The 25,205-nt window shown below is 29.8% G+C and carries 21 protein-coding genes; 4 read left to right on the forward strand and 17 right to left on the reverse strand.

The window, feature by feature from the left end:
* Positions 1-86: 86 nt before the first annotated feature.
* The gene (locus tag BTO16_RS17735) at positions 87-1,616 is read right to left on the reverse strand and encodes a hypothetical protein (RefSeq protein ID WP_105021833.1); all 1,530 of its coding nucleotides are present in this window, start codon (positions 1,614-1,616) and stop codon (positions 87-89) included.
* 148 nt (positions 1,617-1,764) lie between these two features.
* On the opposite strand from BTO16_RS17735, the gene BTO16_RS11530 reads away from it, so the two are divergent.
* Entirely contained in the window at positions 1,765-2,100 is a 336-nt protein-coding gene (locus tag BTO16_RS11530) for a helix-turn-helix domain-containing protein (protein WP_105021834.1), read from the forward strand.
* Between the two features lie 46 nt (positions 2,101-2,146).
* Here BTO16_RS11530 and BTO16_RS11535 read toward each other — a convergent pair whose 3' ends face one another.
* From BTO16_RS11535 to BTO16_RS11600, 14 genes are all read right to left on the reverse strand, one after another.
* A complete protein-coding gene (locus BTO16_RS11535) occupies positions 2,147-2,755 on the reverse strand; it encodes a hypothetical protein (protein ID WP_146105392.1) in 609 nt (202 codons plus the stop codon).
* Positions 2,756-2,760: 5 nt separating this feature from the next.
* A complete protein-coding gene (locus tag BTO16_RS11540) occupies positions 2,761-7,152 on the reverse strand; it encodes a DUF6443 domain-containing protein (RefSeq protein ID WP_105021836.1) in 4,392 nt (1,463 codons plus the stop codon).
* Between the two features lie 6 nt (positions 7,153-7,158).
* On the reverse strand, positions 7,159-10,278 hold the full coding sequence (locus BTO16_RS11545) for a hypothetical protein (RefSeq protein WP_105021837.1): 3,120 nt from the start codon (positions 10,276-10,278) through the stop codon (positions 7,159-7,161).
* Between the two features lie 111 nt (positions 10,279-10,389).
* Entirely contained in the window at positions 10,390-11,517 is a 1,128-nt protein-coding gene (locus tag BTO16_RS11550; protein ID WP_105021838.1) for a type II secretion system F family protein, read from the reverse strand.
* Between the two features lie 15 nt (positions 11,518-11,532).
* Complete coding sequence (locus BTO16_RS11555) at positions 11,533-12,000, reverse strand: PulJ/GspJ family protein (RefSeq protein WP_105021839.1); 468 nt, start codon at positions 11,998-12,000, stop codon at positions 11,533-11,535.
* On the reverse strand, positions 11,990-12,349 hold the full coding sequence (locus BTO16_RS11560) for a hypothetical protein (protein WP_105021840.1): 360 nt from the start codon (positions 12,347-12,349) through the stop codon (positions 11,990-11,992). Before BTO16_RS11560 ends, BTO16_RS11555 begins: the two co-directional genes overlap by 11 nt.
* Positions 12,337-13,626 (reverse strand): hypothetical protein, encoded by a 1,290-nt coding sequence (locus BTO16_RS11565; protein ID WP_105021841.1) that lies wholly within the window; start codon positions 13,624-13,626, stop codon positions 12,337-12,339. The genes BTO16_RS11560 and BTO16_RS11565 overlap by 13 nt, the downstream gene beginning before the upstream one ends.
* On the reverse strand, positions 13,627-14,085 hold the full coding sequence (locus tag BTO16_RS11570; RefSeq protein WP_146105393.1) for a hypothetical protein: 459 nt from the start codon (positions 14,083-14,085) through the stop codon (positions 13,627-13,629).
* A 97-nt stretch (positions 14,086-14,182) separates the two neighbouring features.
* Positions 14,183-15,592, reverse strand: a complete 1,410-nt coding sequence (locus BTO16_RS11575; protein WP_105021843.1) for a GspE/PulE family protein — start codon at positions 15,590-15,592, stop codon at positions 14,183-14,185.
* Positions 15,592-16,074 (reverse strand): prepilin peptidase, encoded by a 483-nt coding sequence (locus BTO16_RS11580; protein ID WP_146105394.1) that lies wholly within the window; start codon positions 16,072-16,074, stop codon positions 15,592-15,594. Before BTO16_RS11580 ends, BTO16_RS11575 begins: the two co-directional genes overlap by 1 nt.
* A 13-nt stretch (positions 16,075-16,087) precedes the next feature.
* The gene (locus tag BTO16_RS11585; protein ID WP_105021845.1) at positions 16,088-16,609 is read right to left on the reverse strand and encodes a hypothetical protein; all 522 of its coding nucleotides are present in this window, start codon (positions 16,607-16,609) and stop codon (positions 16,088-16,090) included.
* Entirely contained in the window at positions 16,602-17,771 is a 1,170-nt protein-coding gene (locus BTO16_RS11590) for a hypothetical protein (protein ID WP_105021846.1), read from the reverse strand. The genes BTO16_RS11585 and BTO16_RS11590 overlap by 8 nt, the downstream gene beginning before the upstream one ends.
* A 4-nt stretch (positions 17,772-17,775) precedes the next feature.
* Positions 17,776-19,857: a type II secretion system protein GspD gene (locus BTO16_RS11595; RefSeq protein WP_105021847.1), complete on the reverse strand. Its 2,082-nt coding sequence runs from the start codon at positions 19,855-19,857 to the stop codon at positions 17,776-17,778.
* A gap of 39 nt (positions 19,858-19,896) precedes the next feature.
* Positions 19,897-20,250: a hypothetical protein gene (locus BTO16_RS11600; protein ID WP_146105395.1), complete on the reverse strand. Its 354-nt coding sequence runs from the start codon at positions 20,248-20,250 to the stop codon at positions 19,897-19,899.
* Between the two features lie 88 nt (positions 20,251-20,338).
* Here BTO16_RS11600 and BTO16_RS11605 point away from each other — a divergent pair, with 88 nt between their 5' ends.
* The 3 genes from BTO16_RS11605 (at position 20,339) to BTO16_RS17650 (ending at position 22,135) form a co-directional block, all read left to right on the forward strand.
* The gene (locus BTO16_RS11605; RefSeq protein ID WP_105021849.1) at positions 20,339-20,758 is read left to right on the forward strand and encodes a prepilin-type N-terminal cleavage/methylation domain-containing protein; all 420 of its coding nucleotides are present in this window, start codon (positions 20,339-20,341) and stop codon (positions 20,756-20,758) included.
* Positions 20,759-21,464: 706 nt separating this feature from the next.
* Complete coding sequence (locus BTO16_RS11610) at positions 21,465-21,860, forward strand: hypothetical protein (RefSeq protein WP_105021850.1); 396 nt, start codon at positions 21,465-21,467, stop codon at positions 21,858-21,860.
* A gap of 131 nt (positions 21,861-21,991) precedes the next feature.
* Positions 21,992-22,135, forward strand: a complete 144-nt coding sequence (locus BTO16_RS17650) for a hypothetical protein (protein ID WP_170064459.1) — start codon at positions 21,992-21,994, stop codon at positions 22,133-22,135.
* Between the two features lie 169 nt (positions 22,136-22,304).
* On the opposite strand, the gene BTO16_RS11615 is transcribed toward BTO16_RS17650, so the two are convergent.
* Together BTO16_RS11615 and BTO16_RS11620 are read right to left on the reverse strand one after the other, a co-directional pair.
* On the reverse strand, positions 22,305-23,366 hold the full coding sequence (locus BTO16_RS11615) for a site-specific integrase (RefSeq protein ID WP_105021851.1): 1,062 nt from the start codon (positions 23,364-23,366) through the stop codon (positions 22,305-22,307).
* 129 nt (positions 23,367-23,495) lie between these two features.
* Complete coding sequence (locus tag BTO16_RS11620) at positions 23,496-25,145, reverse strand: recombinase family protein (RefSeq protein ID WP_105021852.1); 1,650 nt, start codon at positions 25,143-25,145, stop codon at positions 23,496-23,498.
* Between the last annotated feature and the right edge of the window lie 60 nt (positions 25,146-25,205).

Raw genomic sequence — 25,205 nt, forward strand, 5'->3', positions numbered from 1 at the left:
TTTTTAGTGGTTTACGGTTATGAATGATTAATGATTTGTATTCGTGGTAGTTAAGTGAGCCATTTTGTTAGTGGCTCAATAGTGGCTTACTGACTCACTTCCATTATAGTAATACAGTTCTCTAAAGCATTGTTTATTTGCTCCTGTAATTCTGTATATTCTTCATAGCTTACAATTTCGTAGATATAGCCTTTGTACTTATTATTAGTGGTTTTCTTGATGTAATTATCTTGCGTTAGTTGTGTATGATATCTTCGTAAAGTCGTTCCTTTTATACGTAGGTTTCGCCTTATTTCTGCATTGGTAAACGTAGTTTGTTTATTGGTTTTTAAATACGTTTTAAGGCTTTCTAAATAGTTTCTGCAAGCTCCTGTAATCATATCGCTTTTACGTAGTAAAACCTCTTGTAAAAGTTGGTTTGCTTCTCTTATATCTTCGATAGTGGTTTCTATATATTCTTCTCCTGTAGTTTCATCGTATTTACACTCTCTTTGATATTGCTTGTAAAAGGTTACTGCTTCTATAAATTGTAAATAATGGCTATTGGTTCTTCTTGGTTTAAATACGGATTGTGGTAATTGTAAATGTTCTGCAAAGGGATTAACTATACGTATCTTTTTAAGTAAATGTTGTGCGTTCTGTAATAGTTTTTTAGATTTTATTTCTGTTTCTATATTTACATTTCCTGCCGATAGTTTACGTTGATATTGCATTATTTTTTCATCCTGTTCGTGGCTTTCATCGATGTACAATAAAAAGGAACGATTGCTATTATCTTCGTAAAGACTTTCTTGTGTAGTACAGCCTGCAACACATACAGGACCTTCAACTGTTAGTTTTATAGTTTTGGTATTTCCGTTTCTATCTTTATGACTTACTCGTTTTGTGATGCTTCTTTTTGATTGTAATTCTCGTAATGGATAGAGTGCGTTTTCTGCTCCGTCCATATCTTCGATTAGTATTAATTTGTGTTGTAATTCTGTGCGATTGAAGTAATAAAAGGCATTCTCACTTAATACGGTCATATCTACTATATCGTGTTCCGGTATCAGTTCTGCAACCTTACTTTGTAAATGTGTTTTTCCTGTTCCAGAACTTCCCAAGCTGATGCAATGCAACGGATTTGCACTTTTACGACTTGTAAAGATGATGTACATTAAAAGTCTGTTTGTTTCTTCTCCAATAACTCCGCTATTTCCGATTAAGTCATTTGTAAGTTGTAATACATTGGGTTTCTTTAATAATTGGATAGCTTCTTTTTCTTCTTTGCTTGTGAGTTCTCTAATGGTAAACTCGTTTGCATCTTCTTGGTCAAGCTGTGATAGGCGATAGGCTTCTAATTCGTTGGTTAATTCCTGTAATATTCTTCTAACTATTGATGTTCCTATTTCTATACGTTCCGCTACTTTTCTAACTAATTTCTCAACTTGGTTATCGTTGTATAAATCAATATTGTGACGTAGTTTGATTTCTGATTTTACTTTTTTGATGCTCAATGTTACTCGCAAGCTGTCCAAGTGATTGAGTTTAATACCGCCCAAAACACTTATTTCTAAATGGTTTGTTGTGTATTCGTAATTGTTTGGGTTAACTGTGTTTAATATATTTTTATCCATAATGCAGATAATTCTATTATTTGTATTGTTTACTCTGCAATATTAGATATTACTATTCAATAAACAAAGACAATACTATTTTTATTTGACTATATTTGCCAAATAAGTATAGTTTACTACTATTTAAACACATTAAGACGACTATTCTATGAGTTTAGGACAGAAGATTACCAAGATTAGGAAAGAGAAAAAGTTATCTCAAGTAGATGTAGCTTCGTTTGTAGGTGTTTCTCGTGATGCGATTTCTAAATATGAGCGTGACGATATTATACCATCTGTTGAGAACGCCAATAAAATAGCAAAGGTTTTAGGTGTTTCCCTCGATTATTTGATGTCAGAAGATGATAATTTAGAGGTCGTAGATATTGATATGCTTAACCGTATGAAAGAGATTCAAAGACTTTCGGAAGAAGATAAAACTACTGTTACCAAAATTATAGACGCTTTTATTAGAGATACTAAAACTAAAAAAGCGTACGCATAAAAAAACCACAACTTTCGCTGTGGTTCTAATAATTTATTATATTCCGCTATTTGTCAAAACTCCAAATATCACTATCCCAAAAACGTTTGTCATCAAGATTATATTCATAGCCTTTATACTTAACGGCAGAATATTCTTCAAAAAAAGCAACTCTTTGTTCTTTTTTTACATCATTTATTATATTATACCCTGCTGTTGTCATTCTAAAATAATTATTAATATATAAACTATCATTTTCACGAATACCTATATATGCTTTTCCTGTATAATGAAAACCTTCATAAGGGATATCTGCGTTTCCTTCTTTTATTAAATAATCTACATTTTCTTTTGTAAGTGTCTCTGGATATGCTTTTTTATTCTCCTTTTTATCAATAATAAAAAATATTAATTTATTAAAGTCTGAATTATACATTATTGTGTCTATTATTATTTTAGTTGAATAATCATATGCTTTAGAGTGATAATCGCCTTTATGTTCTTTAATATCCTCTTTAATCAATCTGACTAAACTGATACTATCTTTTAAATATAACTTTTTAGACGCCTTATTATTTGATTTAAATTCTTGAGGCGTTAATTTTACTGTCATATTCTGACAACTCATCATTTGAAAAGACAACAGTATTGCTATTATAATAATATTTTTATTCATTTTAATTATTTTTTACAAGATGTACATTCCCAATCCGTACCATTCCATTTATATGTTCCTTCTTGAAGATTTGATATATTTGAAACAAAACTAAATATACTATGTTTCCCTTTAGTTGTAAAGCTTTCATCTGCACCCTCTTGTTGTTGGTCCGCAAGACCTCCTAAATGACTGTGTTGTTGTGTATGAATATTTTCATCTGCCTTTAATTGATTACCATTGAAAGGATCAAAATCTGCAACTAAAGTGATTTTAATCTCTCTTTGCTGTTCTATTGGAAGTGTTTTTATGTATTTTTTAAGAGCTTTAACATATCCTTTTCCATACGCTCCTCCCATACTGTGAGTGATTATTTTAATAGTTTCAACCACATTCCCATTACTGTCTTTTATTGCCTCAATTATTCTTGCAGCATCCTTTGCTCCTTGTACTTTACCTGCATTTCTTCTATTTGATGCGCTTAAATTATTTTTAGTGTTTCCTATTCTTGGTCTCGTTGTTGTGTTTGCCCATCCACCATCCGAACCATCTCTATAGATTGCATTGTGGTCTCCTAATTGATTCATAGCAAGAGCATTAAAAGCTATTTTGTTTGGTTGTGATAACCAATTACTTTTTGAAGTATCAAAATTCCTCCAATAATCACTTGTTCCTCTCCAATTAGAACCTCCATTTTGATAACCTTTTGCTCCATCTCCTCCGTGTTGTCCGTTTATAAAAATTACTATATTTCCGTCTGGGTCTATTGCTTGTATTGGGGTATTTAAAGCATATATATAACTTGAATAACTATAGTATACTTCACTTAAATTATCTAAAACAGACCATCTTCCAATTGCTGGGTCGTACATTCTTGCACCGTAGTCATACAAATCTAAACCAAGTTCTTCATTATGTTCTTTTCCTCCAAACTTATAAGGATGAGCAGTACCATTCACGACATTATTGTACCCTTTGTGTTGTAAGCCAAAAGGATAATAGTTACTTTCTTCTATTACAACGGTTCTAGAGGAGTTACCTTTAGTAATTTTCACATCATCAAACCAAACTTTTCCTTCTTTATTATTGTCAATTCTTATATTTAACTCTCTTATTTCCTTTGGGACTAAAATAGATCTCTCTAAATATACCCAATTTCCTCTCTCTGTTGTTGTTCCAGCCGAATAATTTTTACTTGGATATCCAATTTCATTTAATTCTCTTCCAGACAAATACATCCTAGCATCATTATTTGCAACATCTTCTACATATACCCATCCAGATACGGTATAATACGTGTCTTCCATATTATTTATCGGTGTCCAAGTATCACTGTACACGTATATGCTCCAATCAGATGGATAGTTTGAATCTATTCTTCCAGAAGAATTTCCTGTCTTTTTTTTACTTGTATCTATAGCTGTCAAAGCCCAGCCAAATGAATTATTACTTTTATCCCAATTACTAAAAGTGTTTTCAAAGCTGTCAGAAAATATCAATTGCTGGCTTTGATTTTTATTTTTAGTAAAACTCAACCTAACATTTCCTAAATGATCTTTATATTGATACACATAATCAAAGCCTAAATTGTAATTTGATGAATTAATTGGGGCTACATAACCTTCGGAAGTATTAAAAAATTCCAGATTATTACTGTTGTTATAGATGTAGTTTCCTGCATAATTTGTTGTAGTTGTACCATTGGAATCTGAAACCATTTTTTTCAATTTAACCCCTGTGGCATCATATGTATATTGAATATTCTTATTGTTACCAAAATCCACTAATGTAGGTAAATTTAAATGATTGTAGGTAATGTTATTAATACCCTTATTTTTATCTTCAATCATGTTGCCATTATCATCATAAAAATATTCTTCTACAGTTACAGCATTGTTTACATCTCTAAATCCATAGGTGTCATTTCCTGTATCATCTACATTTATTAGCTTATTACCATCATAAGTGTACTTTAAATTATCCATAACTCCATAGTTACTATGATCGTGAGCATTTGGTTCTTCAACTATAGCTCCTCTTCTTTGTAAGTTTTGAATGTTTCCGTTTTTATCATAATTTATATTGGTTAGATTAAATTTACCCCCCTGATTCCAACTATAGTAATATCCTCTATTAATTCTATTTAAATCATCATAATAATAACTGTAATCTCTTTTGGCGTCATCCCCAGATGTTCTCCAGTATATTTTTGAGATATTTCCATTATATAATCTGGTTCCATCATCGTTGTATTTTAATTCCATAGAAAACAAATCATCTCCAAGACCTTGTTGAGGATTATTTATATTTGTTAACCAACCTCTTACATTATAATCATAATCAATTTGTTGTAATTCATTATTTTCAATATCTCCTATTTTCTTGTTTTCTAACTGACCTAAATCATCATAAGTGTTTTTAACAATTAACTCTTGAGGCAAGTTATTTATTTTTTGTTTATGATTAATTAAACGGTTTGTATTGTCATAGGTATATTTATCTATAGTGATAATATCGGATTTACCATTTTTTTTGTGAGTAGTTTTTGTTTCTAAGACATTACCTAAAAAATCAAACTTTGATTCTATAATATCGGTTGTTTCAAGATAACTATTATGACTGTATGAATAGATAGGTCTATCTTTAAAATCATAGCATATTGCAGTTTTAATCCATTTTTGAGGACTAACATTAAGAACTTTTACTAAAGAAACTGTAGGTAGACCTTTTGGACTGGTATTTATTTGTTGTCCATATATTGAGGATGGTAATGAAAAACCTAAAGGTTGTGTTATATAATCATCGTAATAATTTACCGTATATAATTCTGATATATTTGTATTTGGGTAGCTATTATTTGAATAATAAATTGTGGTACCTCCTAAACTGATAGGATATAGCCTTGTCTCGTATAATATGCTACTAGCATTGGCTTCCAACTGAAGGTTATGTCTATTATTATAGCCTTGTCTATTTCCAGTATAAAGAATTCTTCCAAAGGCATCATATTTTGTGAAATTCCATTTTCCTGTAGAGTATTGATTATAATCAGAAGTAATAATTGGTCGATTTAATTGATCATATATAATTAGTTCCCATTTTTTCCCGGGTATTTTTTTTTCAATTAGTCTATTAAGTTTGTCATATTTATATTGATAACAGAGTTTGTTTAAAAGGTTATCCACTTCTACTTGTGTTTGAGCCGCTGTATACCCTTGTAAATTTTGAGGCAAACTTAAAGTATTAGTTTTATTTATGTAAACCCTAGCATTAGAAGAACCATATGAGGAACATTGTAATTTGTTATCGCTAATATAATATGAAGTTGACTGATAAGGATTATAAGTATTACTATATGCAATCTGAAAATAATTATCATCTAAAAAAGGTATGTCTGCCAAAAAACCTGACTTGATACTGGTAATTGGCGATGGAGAGATGGAAATGCTAGAATAAATTTCAAAATTCCCAGGATTTATCATACGAATACCTACTGTTAGATTAGAAGATGATCCTGTAGTTGTTAATAAACCTGAAGCAGGTATTGTTATACTCTGTACTTCATAAATTTTTGTTTTTTCAGCAGCTAATGGGGGTAATACAAAAGTTAGATTGCCAAAATCATCATAAATATAATAAGTGTCATGTGGCTGGCTATTATTGTAAGTTCTTTTTAAAACAACTTGCCCTTGCTTATTCTTAAACTCTTCTGTAGTTCTATCTTTTCCTTGCCAAGAATTCCAGTTTTCATCCTTTGTAATCGTTTTATACAATTCTCCTTTACTATAATAGGAATCTGCCAATTTTAATTTTGGGTTTTCTTTATTACCTCCAACAAAATTAACTCCAAATAATAAAACTTCGTTTGTGGAATTTAAAGCATATTCATATTTAATTGTATGCCCATTTTCTTTCTTCCAATCCTTACCTGGAGCAGCTATTTCAGAAACTCTATTTAAAGGAGAATTGTCTAAAATATTTTCTGAATAGGAATTAACATCAAAAGAAGACACATTTAAAAAATCGTCAGGATATTTATTTAAGTAATATGATTTATTTGTAAGTTCTATATTTCCAGTTCTAATTTCTGGATTATAACTTCCGCTTGAATATGGTAAAAAATCAATTGTTTGTCTCCCAAATTGATCGTAAGCAAAATGTTTTATTATATCTTGATTATTTCCCCCCGCTCCAATTTGAACAAATTGTTTAGACCTTCCTAAGCCATCAAAGTAGTTAATAGATATTAATTTATCATTATCAGTAAGAAGATTAGAAGTAGCAGCTCCAGAGACAGCGTCATATATCTCATCAATCGTCTGTTTTTTATAAACTGTTTTTTTTATATAATTTTCGGATGTTGTTTGAGATTTACAGTAGAAGGATGCAAAAAAACAAACAAATAATAACTTTTTCATAGCTTATTAATTTTTAAAGTTATAATCATTTCTATTTAAAATGTAACCATTATTATCTTTAATAAATTTTAATCTATTAAAATTATCATACTCGTAATATATGGTTTGTCCTCTTGGATTGGTTATACTTTTAATACCAACTAAATTTTTATAAGTATAACTTGTTACATTTATATTTGAACCTACAGAATTGCGCAGGTTTTGAATTGCTGAATTAAGATTTATTTGATTACTATAATCTTGTGATGCATTAATAACTGCGTCAATATGGCCTTGTGAAGGCCAATTGTAAGTCCCATGCCCTTCCATTTTTATCAAAACGTACTTTCCATGGTAATCCCAGATGTATTTCGTCAAAAGTCCTGAAGAAATACTTGGAGCGGAGAGCCTATCAACAGATGTATAGGATTCTACAATATTTGAATTTTGATCATAAGAAAATTTTTTACTTAAAAATGAAAACTCAGAAGAAGATGTGTTAGAACTATTCAATCCTACTAGATTTAAGTTATCAGAAATTCTAATCAAATTTTGTTCACTATAGGAATAACTCATTGATTTAGATAATTTATCATTATTATAAACTTTATGACTACTAATCGGAGAAAAGATATTTAAAGATGTGTTATTATAATGGGTAAGTTGCTCTTTAATTATTTTATTATCTGAATTTGTCATTTTTTTCTCAGAGAGCTGATAAAAGTAATCATAACTGTAATCTTCTTTTGTAGATATTTTTTTATTGTTATCAAAATATAAAGTAGTTTCTTTATCTTTTAATAACGTGTTGATGACTCTTACGGGGTAAACGCCTAGCATATATGTTCTTGTGAAACTATTACCATTATTACCTACTAATCCACACTCTCTTTTAGATAACATAGGACCAATACGTATTCCATTTAAACAGGCTCCTGTTCTGTAAGTAATATAATTATGTTTTGTTTTGCTAACTATACTATCAAGAGAGTTGTAGGTAATTTGTTCTAACAAAGAACCATTCTCTGGCATTCCATCTTGTTGAACAGTAGGTAAGTTCAATTCTGAATAATTTCCATTTGATTGCCAATGTGCATTTGTTATAAGGCTTGAATTACCTCCAATAACTGCTGCACCTTGATTTATGTGGTTTTCATATAAATATTCAATCTTACCATTAGTGACTAACTCATTATCTTTTGATATAAAAAGCTCTGTAACTTTATTATATCCTATTGAATTACCCACACTAATGGAAGGTATTAGGAAATTAGAAGTTGATATTTTACTTCTAAACCCGGAAGTACGTGTAGTACCAATATAATCTCCGTTTAAGTCATAGACTTTATATTCATAAAACATATAAGATTTATTAAAAAAACGCAATGGATTGAATAACTTTCCCCCAGAATAAGCATATTTTTTTTGATTTATTTTTACATTATCATGATCGTAATTTTCTATTTTTTCAATTCTTAAGCCTCCACCATAACTACTTCTTCCTAAAGTATATGTTGTGTTTTGAGTGTCATCATAATTTGGTACTATATAATTTGAGAAAGAATTTAGCTCATAATAAAATTTTGAGTACCCACTTGTAGGATATATTATTTTTTCCAATATACCTGCTTTTGTATAAATTAATCTAGAACTTCTATTATTACTTGAATAATAATAATTAGGTAAAGATGAATTTTCATAATTAAATCTTTTTAGATCAGGGAATAAACTATTGTTTGTAGTATGTCCATTATAATACCCCCAATAATCTTGAGAATAAGAAGTTTTTTGCGGTAATTGAGTATCATTATACTCGAAATAGTAAGGGTTTTTACCTTTTTCATGAACAGAATTTAACTTTAGTCTATGTGTCCTTTCATTTGATGTAATATGATTCCCTGTCTCAGATGTATTATAAGTTCCATCTCCACTGTTAAAGCCTCCATTGGTATGTCCTATAAAATAATCATAATAAAATTCAAATTCCTTAACGTTGTCAATATCTGATTCAGAATTTTTTACTAAGATTTTATCTATTTTTTTTGTACCCTCAATATCTATTCTATTAGATGTATTAAATAAAATTACTCCCTGATTAAATTTAATCTTATTTAAAAAGCTGTAAGATTGCTCTGTTTCAACTCTTGAGATAGAACCACCGCCATTTGCTGAACCTGGAAAATAGAAATCATAATAAGTAATACTTTCTGTTTCACTTGTAAAATTTCTAATAGGTGAGGTTACTGTATAAGAATATTCTATATGATCATTTTTATTTGTGAAAATCTCTTTAATTTTGTAAAATCTTGAAGTAACTTTTTTATTATTGCTATAATAAGTTGAATAGATAGGGTCTGGGGAATAATAAACATTCGTTTCTTCGGTTATCGAAAAAATTACTCGATGACCTTCTGGAGTTGTTACCTCAATTTCATTGTTTGAATTATTTACTTTTTTAATTCTTATGCGCGAGTCCGTTAAACATGTAAAAGTATCACTACTCCAATTTAGCACAAAACTTCCTGAATAACCAAGTACTGAAAATTTAAAAATATCTGGTTCAAAATCTTTTGGTCTAAGATTTCTATTACCATCCATAATTTCAGGAGGTATAGCAGAGGAACTATTTCCTCCATCAATCGGGCCACATCTGTTTTGTCCATGTAAAGCTATATTAAAATTTGCATCATCAATTTCGGTATATGTTCCATTGCAAGCGTCCAGTATACCACTTGGAGCACTTCCATTTGAAACAACATCTACAACTTCATCTATATTAGGAAACACCCTGTTTTTATATGGACCAAAATCGTCATAACTATTAACAATTTGTACAATGCTTCCACCTGAATTAAGGCTCCATCCTAGCCCAACTGATGATGCTTCTTCACTAACTCTAATACCACCAGAGTGATAACTTAAATTTATAGGTAAGTTTAAACCTCTTGCTTCAATAGTGTATATTGGAATTGAAGTACTCATGGTTCCAGTAAAATAACTTACGGGAATTTCTCCGTATTTTAAAAAATTACTTGCAGTAGGACTTGGGGGTTGTATTCCAGGCATATTATTATTTCCTAATATTTGTGAATTAATTATTTCAGGAAAAATGATTAGAAATAAAATCGTTATAATATTTTTTTTCATAGAACTGAAATTTAGAAAATTTAAAGAATATAAACTTGAGAAGTTTTTCATTGAAGAATTTTTCTTAAAAGTAAGAAGAAAATTTAAAATAAATCTCAATTAATTAAAAAATTAATTTATTACGGTACTCAATTTAAACATTGGTAAATACATCGCAATCAAAATAGTGGCTACTATAGCTCCAAGAATTAAAATGATAAAAGGCTCTATGGTTGCAGAAATCATCTTAGATTTATATTCAATTTCCTCATTATATTGTTCTGTGAGTCTTTTAAAAATAGTTTCATTTTGGTTCGTTTCATCTGCAACTTTTATGAGTGAAATCATTTTTTTATCAAAAATTTTATGAGTTCCCATACTTTGATGTAAACTTTTACCTTTTAAAATATCTTCTTCTACTTTTTCAAGTGCCACCTCTAAAGGAAAATATCCAATCATTTTTTTTGTCAATTGGATACCATTTAACAAAGGAACTTTAGCTCCAGTAAGCAGCGTTATGGCTTGCGTAAACTGAGCAATTTTTACTTTTCTGATGAATTCTCCAATCAAGGGAGTTTTTAAGAGTATCAAGGAAGTGTGTTTTTGATACCAGACTTTCTTTTTTACTAACTGTTTTGTAATGATGATTGCAATTATACATAAAAAAACAAACCACCAATATTCTTGAAACAAATTGGAAGCAATCATTATCTTTTTAGTAATCCAAGGAAGTTCTACTTTGTTTTGCTTAAAAATATCTGCAAACATTGGTACTACAAATTGAAGCATGAATAAAATAGCTAAAAAAGCAGTAAACAAAACAACAATTGGGTAAGATAAAGCACTAATTATAATTCTTCGTTGTTCGTTTTTACGTTTGTAAAATACGCCTAATTCTTTGGCTACTTTTTGGAGTGTTCCTGTTTGTTCTCCTATTCTTAAGGAATGGTATTCATAAGCAGAAAACTCTTTTTGATTTTTAATGGAATCAGATAAATTTTTACCATTAATCAAATCTGTTACTAACGCATTGATAAGATTTTTATCTTTTTCTTTTTTTTGTTCTTCTGCATTTAATAGTAAAGCATCTTTTAAGGTCATTCCCGCATTTAAAAGCACATACAATTCCGTGTAAAAACTTTCCTTCTTCTTATTAGAAAAAGAATTTCCAAAAGAAATTTCTTTTTTCAATATCGTATCAATATCAAAAGAAGTGGTTTTCTTTTTTTGTGGTGCTATGTTCTTGAGTTGGAAAGCCATGTTTTGTTTGCCCTTTTATTGTTTATCGTTCATATAATAAGCTGCATCTTTTGTTTGCTGAATAAAAAGTTGCTTCCCTCCATAGTTTTCTGATAAATTAATTTCAATAGCATCTATATCGTTTTGTTCTTTTTGGATACCATCTAAATATATTTTTTTATTGATGACTTCCAACTTAAATGTGTCTTTTTCTCTAATAATTGCTTTCTCTGAAAAGACATAAGCAATACTATCTTTGGTGTTTTTTAAAAGTAATCTGTTCTGGTTTTTGTGATAAAACGCCTTATGTGAGTTAAAATCTCTTATAAGCATTGCTTTAAACAATTGAACTTCTTGCTTTTTTTGATAATTTCTTTGAATGACAACGACTTGTTTTCGAACCATATTCAACACTAGAAACCCCATGGCAATTACGATACTTGCCACCACCAAAACCACCAGCATTTCTGCCAATGTAAATGCTTTGAGTTTCTTATTCTTCATTAGAAATCGCTATTATTTTTTTACTTTTGGTTTTATTGCTGTTTTCATCTTTTATAGAAAATTCTACAAAATCAATATCTTCTTTGTTTATTCTTTGAACATCAATAATGGAACTACCTTCTTGAATGGAAGAAGGGGTTTTTAATTGGTTGTTTTGATACTTATAAATCAGTATTTCTATTTCAGTGTCTAACTTTTGAGTATCTGTTTGTAATGTGCTAACCATCAAATTATTTAAGGTAAGGAGTGCAATGGCAAAAACAACTAACAATATTGAAGTCGCTACAATAACTTCTGTCAATGAGGAAGCTACAATTTTTTGTTGAAATCTTTTTTTTAATCTACCCATTTTGCAACTTGATTAGAAAATTGATTGATTTGCAATCCTGCATATTGATTTGGAAGTTCTTTAGCATTGATGACCCCATTATAAATATGATTTACATAAACTCTCCCTGATTTTTTTATAATAAAATTATTGGTAAAGACTGAACCGTAAATCGTTCCTTGCAATTCCGTATTTTTAGCACAATAGACTTCCCCAGTTATTTGTACTTTCTCTGCAATCTTAATTTGTGCATCATAATTGCTTTGTTTATTTTCTGATTCATACACTAGGATTCCCCTAATATCTGTATTTTCCTGAATTTCAATTTGGTTAATTTCTCTATTTTGGATATTGTTTTGAGCTTGTTTTTGAACTTCTTTGTCTTGATCTAACAAAATTAGGGCAGAAGGATAGTGTAAGTTAACGTTTGATTTTACTTTTATCTGTTTGGTAGCAATTACTTGAAAGTTTCCAATGGTATTTTCCTCAATGATAATTTTGGGAGCTATCAAAATTACATCTTCCAATTTAGCAGAGGCTTGAACTGTAATGGTTTGCTTTGAAACAATTAAAATATTTCCATTCAAATTGATGTTTCTTAATTGTATGGGATTTACATCTTCAAATAACAAGGTATTTTCCTTAAAAGATTGATGAACCTTTAAACCATCCTCTAATTCAAAATATGTTGTGCTTTCTGTATAGTAATTCTTAATAAAATCTTTTAGAAATTCTATGTTTTTGATTTTAGGAAGTTGTGCGCTACTCGTCTTTTCAAGTCCATATATTAATTGGTTGCCATAGTAAGAAACTCCTGCAATATTTCCTGTTTTTACTCCTTGTTTGGGTATGGAAACTGTTCCTGTGATTTTTGTCTTCCCCACCAAAACTAAAGATGCGTTATTTTCCTTTAGGTATAAAGCATCTCTTTTTTTATTTTGAGTCCCTAAAAGTGCTACTTTTTGAAAAAATTCATTTTTCACTTTTGAAGTGGCAACTCCAAGATCAAAAATACCCCAATGCTTCTTTAGTATGGTTGTTGTCTTATATTCTTTTTCATTTTCATCTTCTGAAAAATTAAGTGTTGTTTCAGTATTGTAATCGATGTTTTTTTGTTTTAAATACTCAAAACTCATTTGAACATTCGCAATGGCTTCTTTGGTAAAACCATGCTTAATCGTCATTTTTTGTTGTAAATACACCAATGAAATAAATGCAAAAATAATAATAGCAATAATTACAGAAATGACTAATACATACTGTAATGCTCCTGCCTTTATTTTCTTTGCAATCTTCATTTATTGCTTTGTAATGGTTTTGGTTACTTTTTCAAAGGTAACAACAATTTCTTCAGAATTCGCTTTTACCAGTTTTACGCCTTGCAGAGTTTCTCCTTTGTTTAGGATTTCTTGCTTTCCATTAACCGTCAAAATATAAGATTTGGTTTGAGAACCTCCTATCACTCCATTATAAACAACATTTGGAAAAGTAATGGTAGGTTCAATTTTTTGAGGCGCTTTCTTTTTAGTAACTCTTTTCTTTTTTGGAAATCCTCCTAAAAAAGGATCTCTATATTCCTTTGTTAATTCATAAAAAGATTGTTCTGATAACTCTTGCTTTTGAAATTTATTTTCAATCGTTAAGGTTTCTAATTTTGGGATTGGTGGATTCATCCGTGAATAAATTTGATATCCAATCGCTCCCCAAATGATGACAACTGCTGTTAATAATAAATATGTTTTCTTTTGTTTTTTCAAAATTATTTTGCTGTTGTGTAATTGTTATCTGTTTAATCGTGTAATTGTTTTCCTTCTTTGAGTATTATTTATATTTCGTTACTTAAAATTCTCAACATTAAATTAAAAAAGGATATACTTCTTCGACCGAAGTTATACCTTCTTTTACCAAGGCTATCATGTTTGATTTTAAGGTGGCAATCTTATTATCTTTTAAATATTGATGAATCTCTATTTTTTTTTCAATGATATTATTGACCAATTCTTCTGTAATGGGAATGATTTCATAAACCGCTTTTCTTCCTTGATACCCTGTTTGATAACAACTTGGACAACCCACAGCTTTGTAATGTTCTTCAATACCATTAAATTGTTCCAAATTCAGCTCTTTTTTTGTGAGCGTTGTTTCTAGTTTCTTGCATGAAGTACAGAGTTTTCTGACTAATCGTTGCGCTACACTAACATTTAAAGTACTTGCGATTAAAAATGATGGAATTCCCATATCAATTAACCTAGAAATTGTTGCCCAAGCAGAATTTGTGTGAATGGTAGATAGTACCAAATGTCCTGTTAAAGAGGCTCTAATCGCCATATTTGCGGTGTCTACATCCCTAATCTCCCCAACCATAATAATATCAGGGTCTTGTCTTAAAAAAGTACGTAATGTGCTGGCAAAATCCAATCCTATATTTTGCTTTAACTGTACTTGATTGACGCCTTCCAAAGTATATTCAATTGGGTCTTCAATCGTTAAAATATTGGTATCATTTGTGTTTAATAATTTTAATGTGGCATACAAGGTGGTTGTTTTCCCTGAACCTGTGGGTCCCGAAATCAGCACAATTCCATTTGGTTTTTGAACAGCAGTGGTGTAGGTTGTCAATTCTTTCTCTGTAAATCCTAAATTATCTAAAGAAGCATGTAAACTGTTTTTCGACAAAATACGTAGGACTAACTTTTCTCCATGCAAAGTGGGTAAAGATGATACACGAATATCAAAATCTTCTTGCTCGGTCGTTAAATTAATCCGTCCATCTTGTGGCAATCTTTTCTCTGAAATATCCAAGCTTGCCATAATCTTAATTCGATTGATAATTTTTGGATATTCTTTCAAAGAAACCACATAGCGTTCCATTAACTTTCCATCAATACGTAAGCGAACTCTTGCTTGTTTTTCAAAAACCTCAAAATGAATATCACTACTTCCAATTTCTTTGGCTTCATAAATGATATTCAATAAAAAATCCTCTGAATAAGTAAGTGATTTTTGTTCTTTAGTCTTTGCTCTTTTTCTGTAATTCGTTTCTAAGTAACGTTGGATATTATTTTGGGTCTCTTGTTCTAAAATAATATGCTTCCCAAACACAATTGACAATTCTTGAGACAAGTTTTCTTGTTCTACAGCATCCGTTTTGAATGTCCATTGATTCCCTTCTTCCTTGTGAGGTACAATTCGATATTGATAAGCTTCCTCACTGGAGATGAGTTGTACTAAAGCTGTCGCGATTTCAAAGTGTTGTTCTTCCATTAGAGGGCGTATATATTTATTGAAGGAACTATTTTATTTACCATCAAAACAAGTGCTAAAAATAGGCTTTGTAGGCCTGCTAGTGGAACAGTGGTGTCTTTAAAGCGATGTTTCAATAAGCTAAAAACAAGAAAAGAAAAAAATATTGAAAATATAAAGACCATTAAAAAAGAGAGGATAGGTAAGCTTACCGCTAATAAGATAAAGAATAACAAATCTCCTTTTCCAAAAACTTCAAAAATATTTTTCTTCATTTTTAGTTTTGCATACAGCCAAAGCACTAAAAAAATTAAAATGATAAAAATAATGTTGACAAGGCTGTTTGATAGAAAAACAATAGGCTGCTGTGCTTGATAGTTCAAAAATCCTCCAAGTCCAAGTCCTAAAATTAATACCCATACAGAAACCTTTCTTTCTTTTATATCTTGATAAAAAAGAATTCCTAAAATGAGGATTAATAGTAGCTCAATAATGAGTCTCATACTTTTTGTGCTGTTAATTTTTTTGTTCGAGTTTCTGAAGATAAAAATTTCCAATCAACTCTTCCTTGTTTTTCCTGTAATTTCTCTTTTTTTCAAAATCAACTGAAATCAATTTTCCCAGTTGTTGTCGTTCCAAGGTGTTCATTAATTTTATTAAAGAACTAAACTCTCCTTTGATTTCAAATGAATAGGTTTTTAAAATCGTATTGTTCTCTTCAAAGGTATGTGGTTCATTGAAAGAAATTATCTCAACAGGAACTATCTTTTGAAAAGAATTTAATTTTTGCAATAACGTTTGCTGAAAGGAATTCTCAATAGAAATTTCTTTCTTCTGTAAAATACTATCTAAATATTTATTTTCTTGTTGTAAGTCAAATATTCGCTGACTTGCGTTAGACAGCATTTCTTTCTCCTTCTTTAATTCACTGGCACTATCTTTCAACTCCAATGTTTTCTTTATAGAAAACTGATAAGAAATCAACAAAAGGATTAAAAATCCAGCAACCAATCCGATATTTTTTTGCTGATCAGTCATTGGTTGTGATTATAAATTCAAAACTAGCAGCCGTATTTGTTTTTTTTCCTATTCCATATTCTAAAATAGAGACTCCTTGAATCCATTCTTTTTTTTCTAAAACTGAAATCCAGTTAGAAAATGTGATATCGTCTTTACAGATTCCTTTTATAGCTATTTTATTTTCTTGAAATAAAATTGCTTTGTCTTTCTTTTGGATTCCTTCTTTGGGTTGATAATGAATTTGCGTCAACAATTTAGTTGTTGGAACTGACAGGCCTATTTCATCAAAATATTGTGATAATTTTGAATGAGATGCAGCATTGACACTTTGTACTAAACTTTTCTTTTGGGTTACTTCTTTCTGTAATTTGTTTAATTGATTTTTATAGGTTGCACTCAATTGCAATTCTCCTGACAAATTCCCTACTTGATCCCGATAATGACTAAAAACAAAAAAATTAATTAACAAAGTGATTAATAAAAAACCTAATCCAATTTTTAAGCCGACATCAAAAAATCGTTTTTGAGTGTATTTTTTATCTAGTTCCGTATGAAAAGTACTTGAAGGGTTTTGTGTGTAATAAGATATAATTCCTGCCAATGACAAAACTTCTGTATTGGAAACTTCTAAATCATTAATCGTTAATGTGGTCGGTTGGGCTTCTTGTTTTCTTATTTCTTGAATCTTATCGTGTTCAAAGTTAATTAATGCGTTTGTAGTAACTAATTGCTCATGTTCTTGGATTCTAGCAATGTGTTTTACCACTAGATTTCCCAATGAAAAATCGATCACATTAATTCCTTCTTTTGCATAGTTGGAGATAATTGCATCAACTGTTTCTTTTCTTGCAATGACAACAAAGGATACTTCCTGATTTGCATAAACTTCGTAGTAAAAATCTCCGAGACTAATATTGGGAAAAGCATTTCTAACAACTGCCTTTTCGTCATCCTGCAAAAAAGAGACTTTTTTTGATAAAATTTGCTCATCATTGAGAATCAGAAAAATGTGTTTCTGTCCTTTGATATTTTTAATGACTTGATCTTGTGAATCAGTAATGCCTTTTTGTAAAAGTTGTAATTCTTTCTTTTTTTGAACAAGTTGTAGAAAAATAAAACTGCTCTTTTCAGCATGTTCAATCGCTGTATAGTTTCTACCATATTTGAAGAGTTGTCCCATCGTCTTAATAAATAATTGTTGGCTTTATCAATACTGATAGTTTACTCTTCGAAGCTGTTCTTGTACGTTTGCTAAAAAGATATTTAATGATTGGTATTCTTGCTAAAAAAGGAACTCCTGAACCAGAATTGTTTCTTGAAGTTTCTTCTATTCCTCCTAATATCACTACATCTCTGTCTTTTACTCGAATGGTGGATGTAAACTCTCTAGAATTGATTCCTGGTGGAGCTTCTGGATCGATACGAACGCCATTAAAATCTGACTGTAACACATTAATATTTAAGGTAATATTCCCATCTCCTGAAACTAATGGACGAATACCAATGGATAAATCGGCATCAATGGGAAAATAGTTTTTTACATCGGTAATAATTGGATTTAAGGTTCCGACTGTATTGGTTTGCGTAACTGCATAATAAGAACGTTCTCCTCTAGACAATGTGGCTTGATGACCATTGAGCGTTGAGAGTTTGGGCGTTGAGCGAATTTTTAAAGATCCATTAGTTTCCAACGCTTGAATTTTCGCATAAAAGTTAGGTACAACTTTACCAATATTTAACGAACCAAAGCCATTAAAACCTCCAATGATTTTATTAATACTAGTCGCTCCCAAATTAACTTCAGCACTTGGAAATAAGGTTCCTTGATCTGTGGTAGGTGCCTCACCTAAACCTAACTCCAAGCCTGTTGAAACAGAATTTGAATTGCTGACTTCAATAATCATGACTTCGATTAAAATTACAGGTACTGGCTTGTCAATCGTTTTTAAAAACTTTTTAAAAGCTTCTATTTTTTGTGCATTCCCACTAACTAAAAAAGCATTTTGTTCAACATCGGTGCTTATTTCTAATCCTTCTGTAATACTTTTTGGAATTAAGTCTAAAATAGCGTCTGATTGATTTGAATAATCTTGAAAGGAACTTCTATTATTAACGTTTGAATTGTTATTGGCTCTGTTATTATTAAAACCTTGGTTATTCTGGTTAAAGTTAGCATTGTTATTAAATCCTTGATTTCCATTTTGGGAATTGAATCCTTGGTTTCCTCCATTAAAACCTGAATTTCGATTGCTTTGAATCGGAGAGTTCATAATTTCAATGGCTCTGTGTTGTAATGGAATTGTGACACTACTCGTTAAGGAAGGTTGAGCAACATCTCCAAAATAATAGATGCCATTTCGCTTTTTAAAACTGAATTTTGTATTTTCTAAAATTTTAGTTAATAGTACATCATAAGAAATATTGCTTGCTTTTACTGTGGCATTTCCTGCACTGGTCAGCGGGCTACTTGTAAACATATTGATACTCAAATCAAAACTAATATCTTTGATAATCGAAGCAATGGCTACATTTTCAAAATCAACATCTACAATTTGTTTTACAGTATCCTGTACTTTGAAGTAAAAATTTGAATTTCGATAGCGTGCTGGTTTTTGCCTTCTTTCATCAGTAATTCCCTTTTGGTTAGGCTCTGTGGCACTTTCAAAAAGATAATAGTTATCTTTTGTTTTGGTTACGGATAGATTGTTTGCAAATGCAATTTTATCAACAGCACTTTCAAAAGGTTTGTCTTTGATGTAGGAAGATAGTGTTTGGTTTTCAATCCCTGGAGCAAACACCAAATTTTTACCTGTACTGTTGGTTATTTCTTTAAAAGCAACATGCAACGTGTCATTTTGTAAATCTACAGAGAATAAGTCTTTTTCTAAATTGTAGGTGGCTTTGATGTCTCTCGCTTCATATGGTTTTAGATATCTTTTAACGCTTAAAATAGAGCCTAACGTTTCTATTGTTAAGTTATATTCTTTACACAAATACAATAAGACGTTCTTTACAGTGGCATCAGAGAAATTCTGTGATACTTTTATTTGATTTAAATTTGGAGCAATGCTTACATTGAGTTTGTGTTCTTTAGCAATCGCTCTTATAAAAATAGGAAGTTCTGTGTCATTTAAACTAAAATTTACTTTTTTGTTCAGTCCTGAAATTTCAGTGGATAAGCTATCCAATCGACTTTCTATTTGCCCAATTCGATCTTCTTTTTCTTGTCCAAAACCACCTTGAACTACAAAAAATAAGAAAAACAATGTAAATGTATACCTTTTGATCACGTTGAGTTTTGGGGTTTAGTTAACTGAGAAACTATTGGTTTGATAACCTGTGGAATATCCTGAATTAGATGCTTTGATACGCCATTGGTATGCTCCAACTTCCAAGTCTTTCGTATAAATTGTGTTTGTGACTATAGAATCTAAAACGATTTGACTTGCTTGTTCAAAATCTGGTGTGGCAATTTGAATTTGATAATCTGTAGCTTCTAGTACTTCTTGCCAATTAAATTGAATACTTCCAGCGACAACTTCTGAATTATTTGAGGGTGCTAATAAAAGCACTTGCTCATTAGAGATGTCTTCTTCAAAAAAAACTTCGCAATTATAAAATAGCAATAGAACTGCAAAATAGATGAGTTTCTTTTTCATTTTTCTCAATTTCAACATTTAAAGGTTAAATGTAATAAATTATTATTATTTTTATGCTTCGAAGGACAAAAAACATTCAAATTGCTTTATGAAAAATTCATCGCAACCTCTTACTAAAAAAATTTCTGCATTTAATATGCAAGAATTGTTAGTGGTTTTAGTTATTATTGGAATTTTAATACTGATTGCTTTGCCAAATCTGATGCCCATTATTTCTAAAACAAAAGCTTTAGAGGCACAAAACCACTTGGTGCATCTGTATGGATTACAACGAAATCATTTTTTTATGTATTCTAAATATTCTAATGATTTTAATGCTGTTGATTTTTTAGCGGAAAGAACTGTTAAAAATGGTGGTACTGCAAATTATGAATATGAGATTGTGCAAGCGACCAATAATTCTTTTAAAGCAAAAGCAATCGCTATAACAGATTTTGATGGAGATGGGATTTTTAATGTGTGGGAAATTGATCAGGATAAAAATTTGAAAGAGATTGTGAAGGATTGATTATATTACTAATGAAGAAATAATAAAGTTCTTAATATTTAAATTAACTAACACTTTTAAATCATATTTTTTAAAAGTACATAATTCTATATTTTTCTTTTTTAGCTTTTAAAAAGCTATGAGAAAATATACAAAAGAATTTATTACCCTCTGATAATTCTACTTTATGCAAGTGTGATGTTAGATACAAAAACAAATTTGTCAATTGCTTAAAACCAACAAATACAATTGGAATCAGTTTTCCCACGAAAATTATTATGGAAGTGATTGGGTCTATTCTCATATTAAACAATTTGATAATATAAAATTTAATTTACTTCAACTTTTTTGTTTAAATCTTTCAGATTTCTTATTGAAACTGGTAAAGAATATTTTAAATATTTTACAATAATTTTCTTATAAAAAACAATTATTAAAATTATACGCTGATAAAATTGTTATTTCTATTAAGAAGATGAAATCTTTAGCCTTTAGCAAATGTAAAAACGGCTTGTAAATATTATGGAATTTCTAAAGATTAGTATTATAATCAGAAAAGAAAATTAGTTTGTGGAATCAGTCCTTTTCAAAAATGCTATAGACAACATCTAAATCAACTGACAGTAAAAAAGGTTTCTGTGATTGAAAATTTGGTCACAAATACTTCTAACTTTCGTAAAACAAATGTGATTTTGTATTATTATGCTATGAGAAATAGTTTGGTATTTTGTGGCAAATCTACATTAATAAATATGCTTCTGCTTTGGGATATATCAAAGCAAAACGATTTAAGTATCCTAGTCAAAAAGGATTTAGAGCTTCAAGAATTTTTGAGTGGTTACACGTAAATATTACGATTGTTAATACGCTAGAAGATGGGGTTCAAAAAGTAGCGTTTGTAAAAGATAATTATTCTAAAGGAATTTTACATTATAGTTCTACCCATGGAAAAGCTGAAAGTGAATTTATTGCAAATCTCTTTGCTGAAACTTTTACAAAATACATTTTATTGAATGCTATTAAACCGATTAACATCTTATCTGATGGTGGAGGTGAAAACAAAGGAGAACTCTTGTCTTGGGTTCAAAATATTCAAGCGCCACCAGTGTGGTTAGTAAAATAACAACTCAAACTAAAGACTTCCCTTTTTCTAATTCTATGTCCGAGAGTAACCCATAGCATTTATAAAACTGAATTTTTACACGGAAAATATTCTTTGAATGAGGAAACACATTTAATGATTTAGAACGTTTTGTGGAATACTATAATAAAGAAAGAAATCCCACAGATTTATTTGGTCTTACTCCTATAGAATTAGTAAATGGAAAAATTCCTGATAAAAATCATTTTATAAAGAAAATACAACAAGCTAGTAAAAACAGAGTCATTATAAACTAACAATCTAACGATTGTAAAATTGATCTTGTTTGTAATTCTTGAAAAAAAGTGATTACAGAGCAAAATCTAAAAACTTTTTAACGAACAAAACGAATTTTCGTTAAATTTCTAAAATAAAAAAAGGATATCCATTTTCTGAACATCCTTGTTTACGACTATGATTAAGTTATCACTCAAAACTTATCTCCTTTTTTCTTAACTCCTTATGATTACTAGGAGTTCCAATGTTGGAGCCTTTTTGTCGTGGTTTAAAGTAGCTAGTGTCCGCCAATATGTCTTTATCACTTTTTAGGCTTGCCTTTTTAAGTTCGGGAAAAATAAAATCATCTTCATTTAATTTATCCTTAGTATAATTTTCTATTATTGGTAGTACCTTTTGAGGTAGTTTTAAAGACAAGAGTTTGTCATTCTTATTCATTCGATAATGAAGCCTGTCGTCATAAATATCACTCCATTTAATCTTTAATACATCTGCAACACGCATACCTGCCAAATAGAAACTAAAGAGCCATACACTTCTTGCGTGAAGCTCTTGTTCAGTTAGGTTACTTAAAGATTCTATCTTTTTTACCTCATCAGAAGATAAGCCAACCTTTTCTGTTTCTGGAAATTTGATTCTAATTTTACCTTTACCAAAAGGATACAATTTACTATCAACAATCCCCTTTCTAATAGCAATATTGAATAGTGTCCGAATAACTATAAGATTATTAGTAATTGAACGTGGGGAGTTTTTTCTTTTGACCCTCAAATGGGTAATAAAATCTTTTAAAAATTCTTCATTTATTTCTTTAAAAGATAAATTATCAGAACCTGCAAAATTTATTATGTGATTAATCCTTGGTTTATCTGAACTTAATCGAGTTAGTTTTTTATTAGCTTCCAATTCTAACATAAATTGTTTGCTAATATTATTAAAGCTTTCGTTCTCAAAAGGTTTTACTATCTGTTTTTTAATTTGTTTTGAAGAAAATTCTTTATGATTGGATTGTAATTCAATTACTGTATCACTTGCTTCAGCTAACTTCTTAATAAGTAAGTTATTTAATCTAACTGAATTCGGATGAGATTTTTTTATTTTCCTTTCAATATTATCCCAATGATGGGATTCAATATAATGCCCTGTATAGATAACATTAGATTTTCTATTTTTAACAATTCTAATCATTAAAGGAAATAGTCCCTCTTTATTAGGTTTTTTTCGTAGTATTAATCTTATGCTTGATGCCATATTGTTGATGTATTAACTTACCTTAGTATTACGTAACTTTAGGCTATAAAGCTAAGTTAACACTTTTAGGTCAAACATAGGTCAAACAAAAGCTGATTTTATACGGTTTTACATGAATTTATAAACCCTTTAAAACAAAGGTAATTGTTTGAAAAACAGCACAAATAGATACATATTGAACCATTTTGAACTGGATTCAAAATCCAGTACTTTCGGGTGTGTGGGTTCGATTCCCACCTTGAGTACAGACTGGGAGACAATTTTATAATTGTCTCCTTTTTTATTTTCAAACTGCTTGTATCCCTTGTCTAATTTAGAAATTAAACTTACCGCTCTATTGTAATTAACGGTTCGAAAATTGTTATTCGAAAAAATTAACCCATCTTCTAATATCGAACCCAGAAGCCTTTTCTTTAATTGATTAGTCGAGTTTTTGAATAACAAATTAAAGTTACAAATCATATTAAGTCCAAATGTCAATAATTTATCTAAATCCTTTTGATATGTTCCTAATTCATTTTTTTCTCGCTCTAACCTACTTTTGTTAACTACATACTTCCTGTTAATTTCTTTAAAATAATCCTCTTCAATTAAATTTGCAACAAACTTTTCTGTAAGAGAAAAACGTAGCTCATTGATTTTTAAAATTCTGGAGTCTATTTGTTTCAGAATCGTTAATCTTTCATAATTAAAATTTTCGTATTCTTCAATTAATAAATCTATAAACAACTTTTGGATATATTTATTAGGCCTTAATTTTGACAACTCTTTATCCAATAAGTCATGAACATCATTTGCTGTATATCTTATTTTACAACCTTTTTTAGACTTACATTCATAATAAAAGTAGTATTTCTTAATTTTTTTCTTGTTACCGTTATTACTATTAGACCCAGTTAAATTTTCACCACAACAAGGGCATTTTAAAAATCCACTCAATGGGAAATTTTCATTTTCTATTTTGGTGTTTTTTAACTTGGTATTTCTATTATCTTTTACCCTCTGCACCTTTTGGTATAGCTCCAGAGAAATAATCGCCTTATGCTCTCCTTTAATTAAATTATATGGTTCTATGTCATGCTTTTTTAAATCTATAAATCCAGCATAAAGTATATTTGTTAACATTCTACTTAAACTCGATTTAGATAAACTCATACCTTTTTTACGGTATTTAGAAAGCAATTCTTTCTGTGAGTATATATTAAAAGCATAATCAACAAATAATTCTTTGACAAGGTTAGCAACCTCATTAGGTTCTATTATAGTTTTATTAAATTGATTTTTAGAACGCTTAAAACCCCTTGGAGGTGTTTTTGTATATCGACCCTCTTTTAATGCTGTTCTACTTCCCATAGAACAAATCTTCTTAATTTTATCTCTTTCCAGTTCAGCTAAAGTGTAGCGTATGTTAGAAATTAGCTTTCCTTCTTGGCTATTTACATTTTCTATCCACTCACTAACAAAATTTACTTCAACACCTACCTTTTTTAACTTTCTTGTCATTGTAAGTGCATGCTCTGTATTTCTTGAAAATCTATCTTGCCTATCAATTAATAATAGGTCAATTTCTCCTTTATTTTGTTTTAGATAATTCAATAACTTTAGAAATTCTGGTCTATCAAAGTCTGCTCCAGAAAAATCTTCTGTAAAAATTTTTAAAAGAGTAATGTTGTTTTTAAAGCAAAAGTCTTCGATATTATTCTTTTGAGTACTTAAGCTATTACCATACTTTTTTTGATCAGGTGTGCTAACTCTTAAATAACCTATTGCATATTTCATAGCTACTTTTCTATTTCAATTTTATTACTTTCGAAAATTTCAACTATCATTTTAGCTTGC

This window comes from Polaribacter glomeratus (genome assembly GCF_002954665.1).
GTDB classification, from domain to species: Bacteria; Bacteroidota; Bacteroidia; order Flavobacteriales; family Flavobacteriaceae; genus Polaribacter; species Polaribacter glomeratus.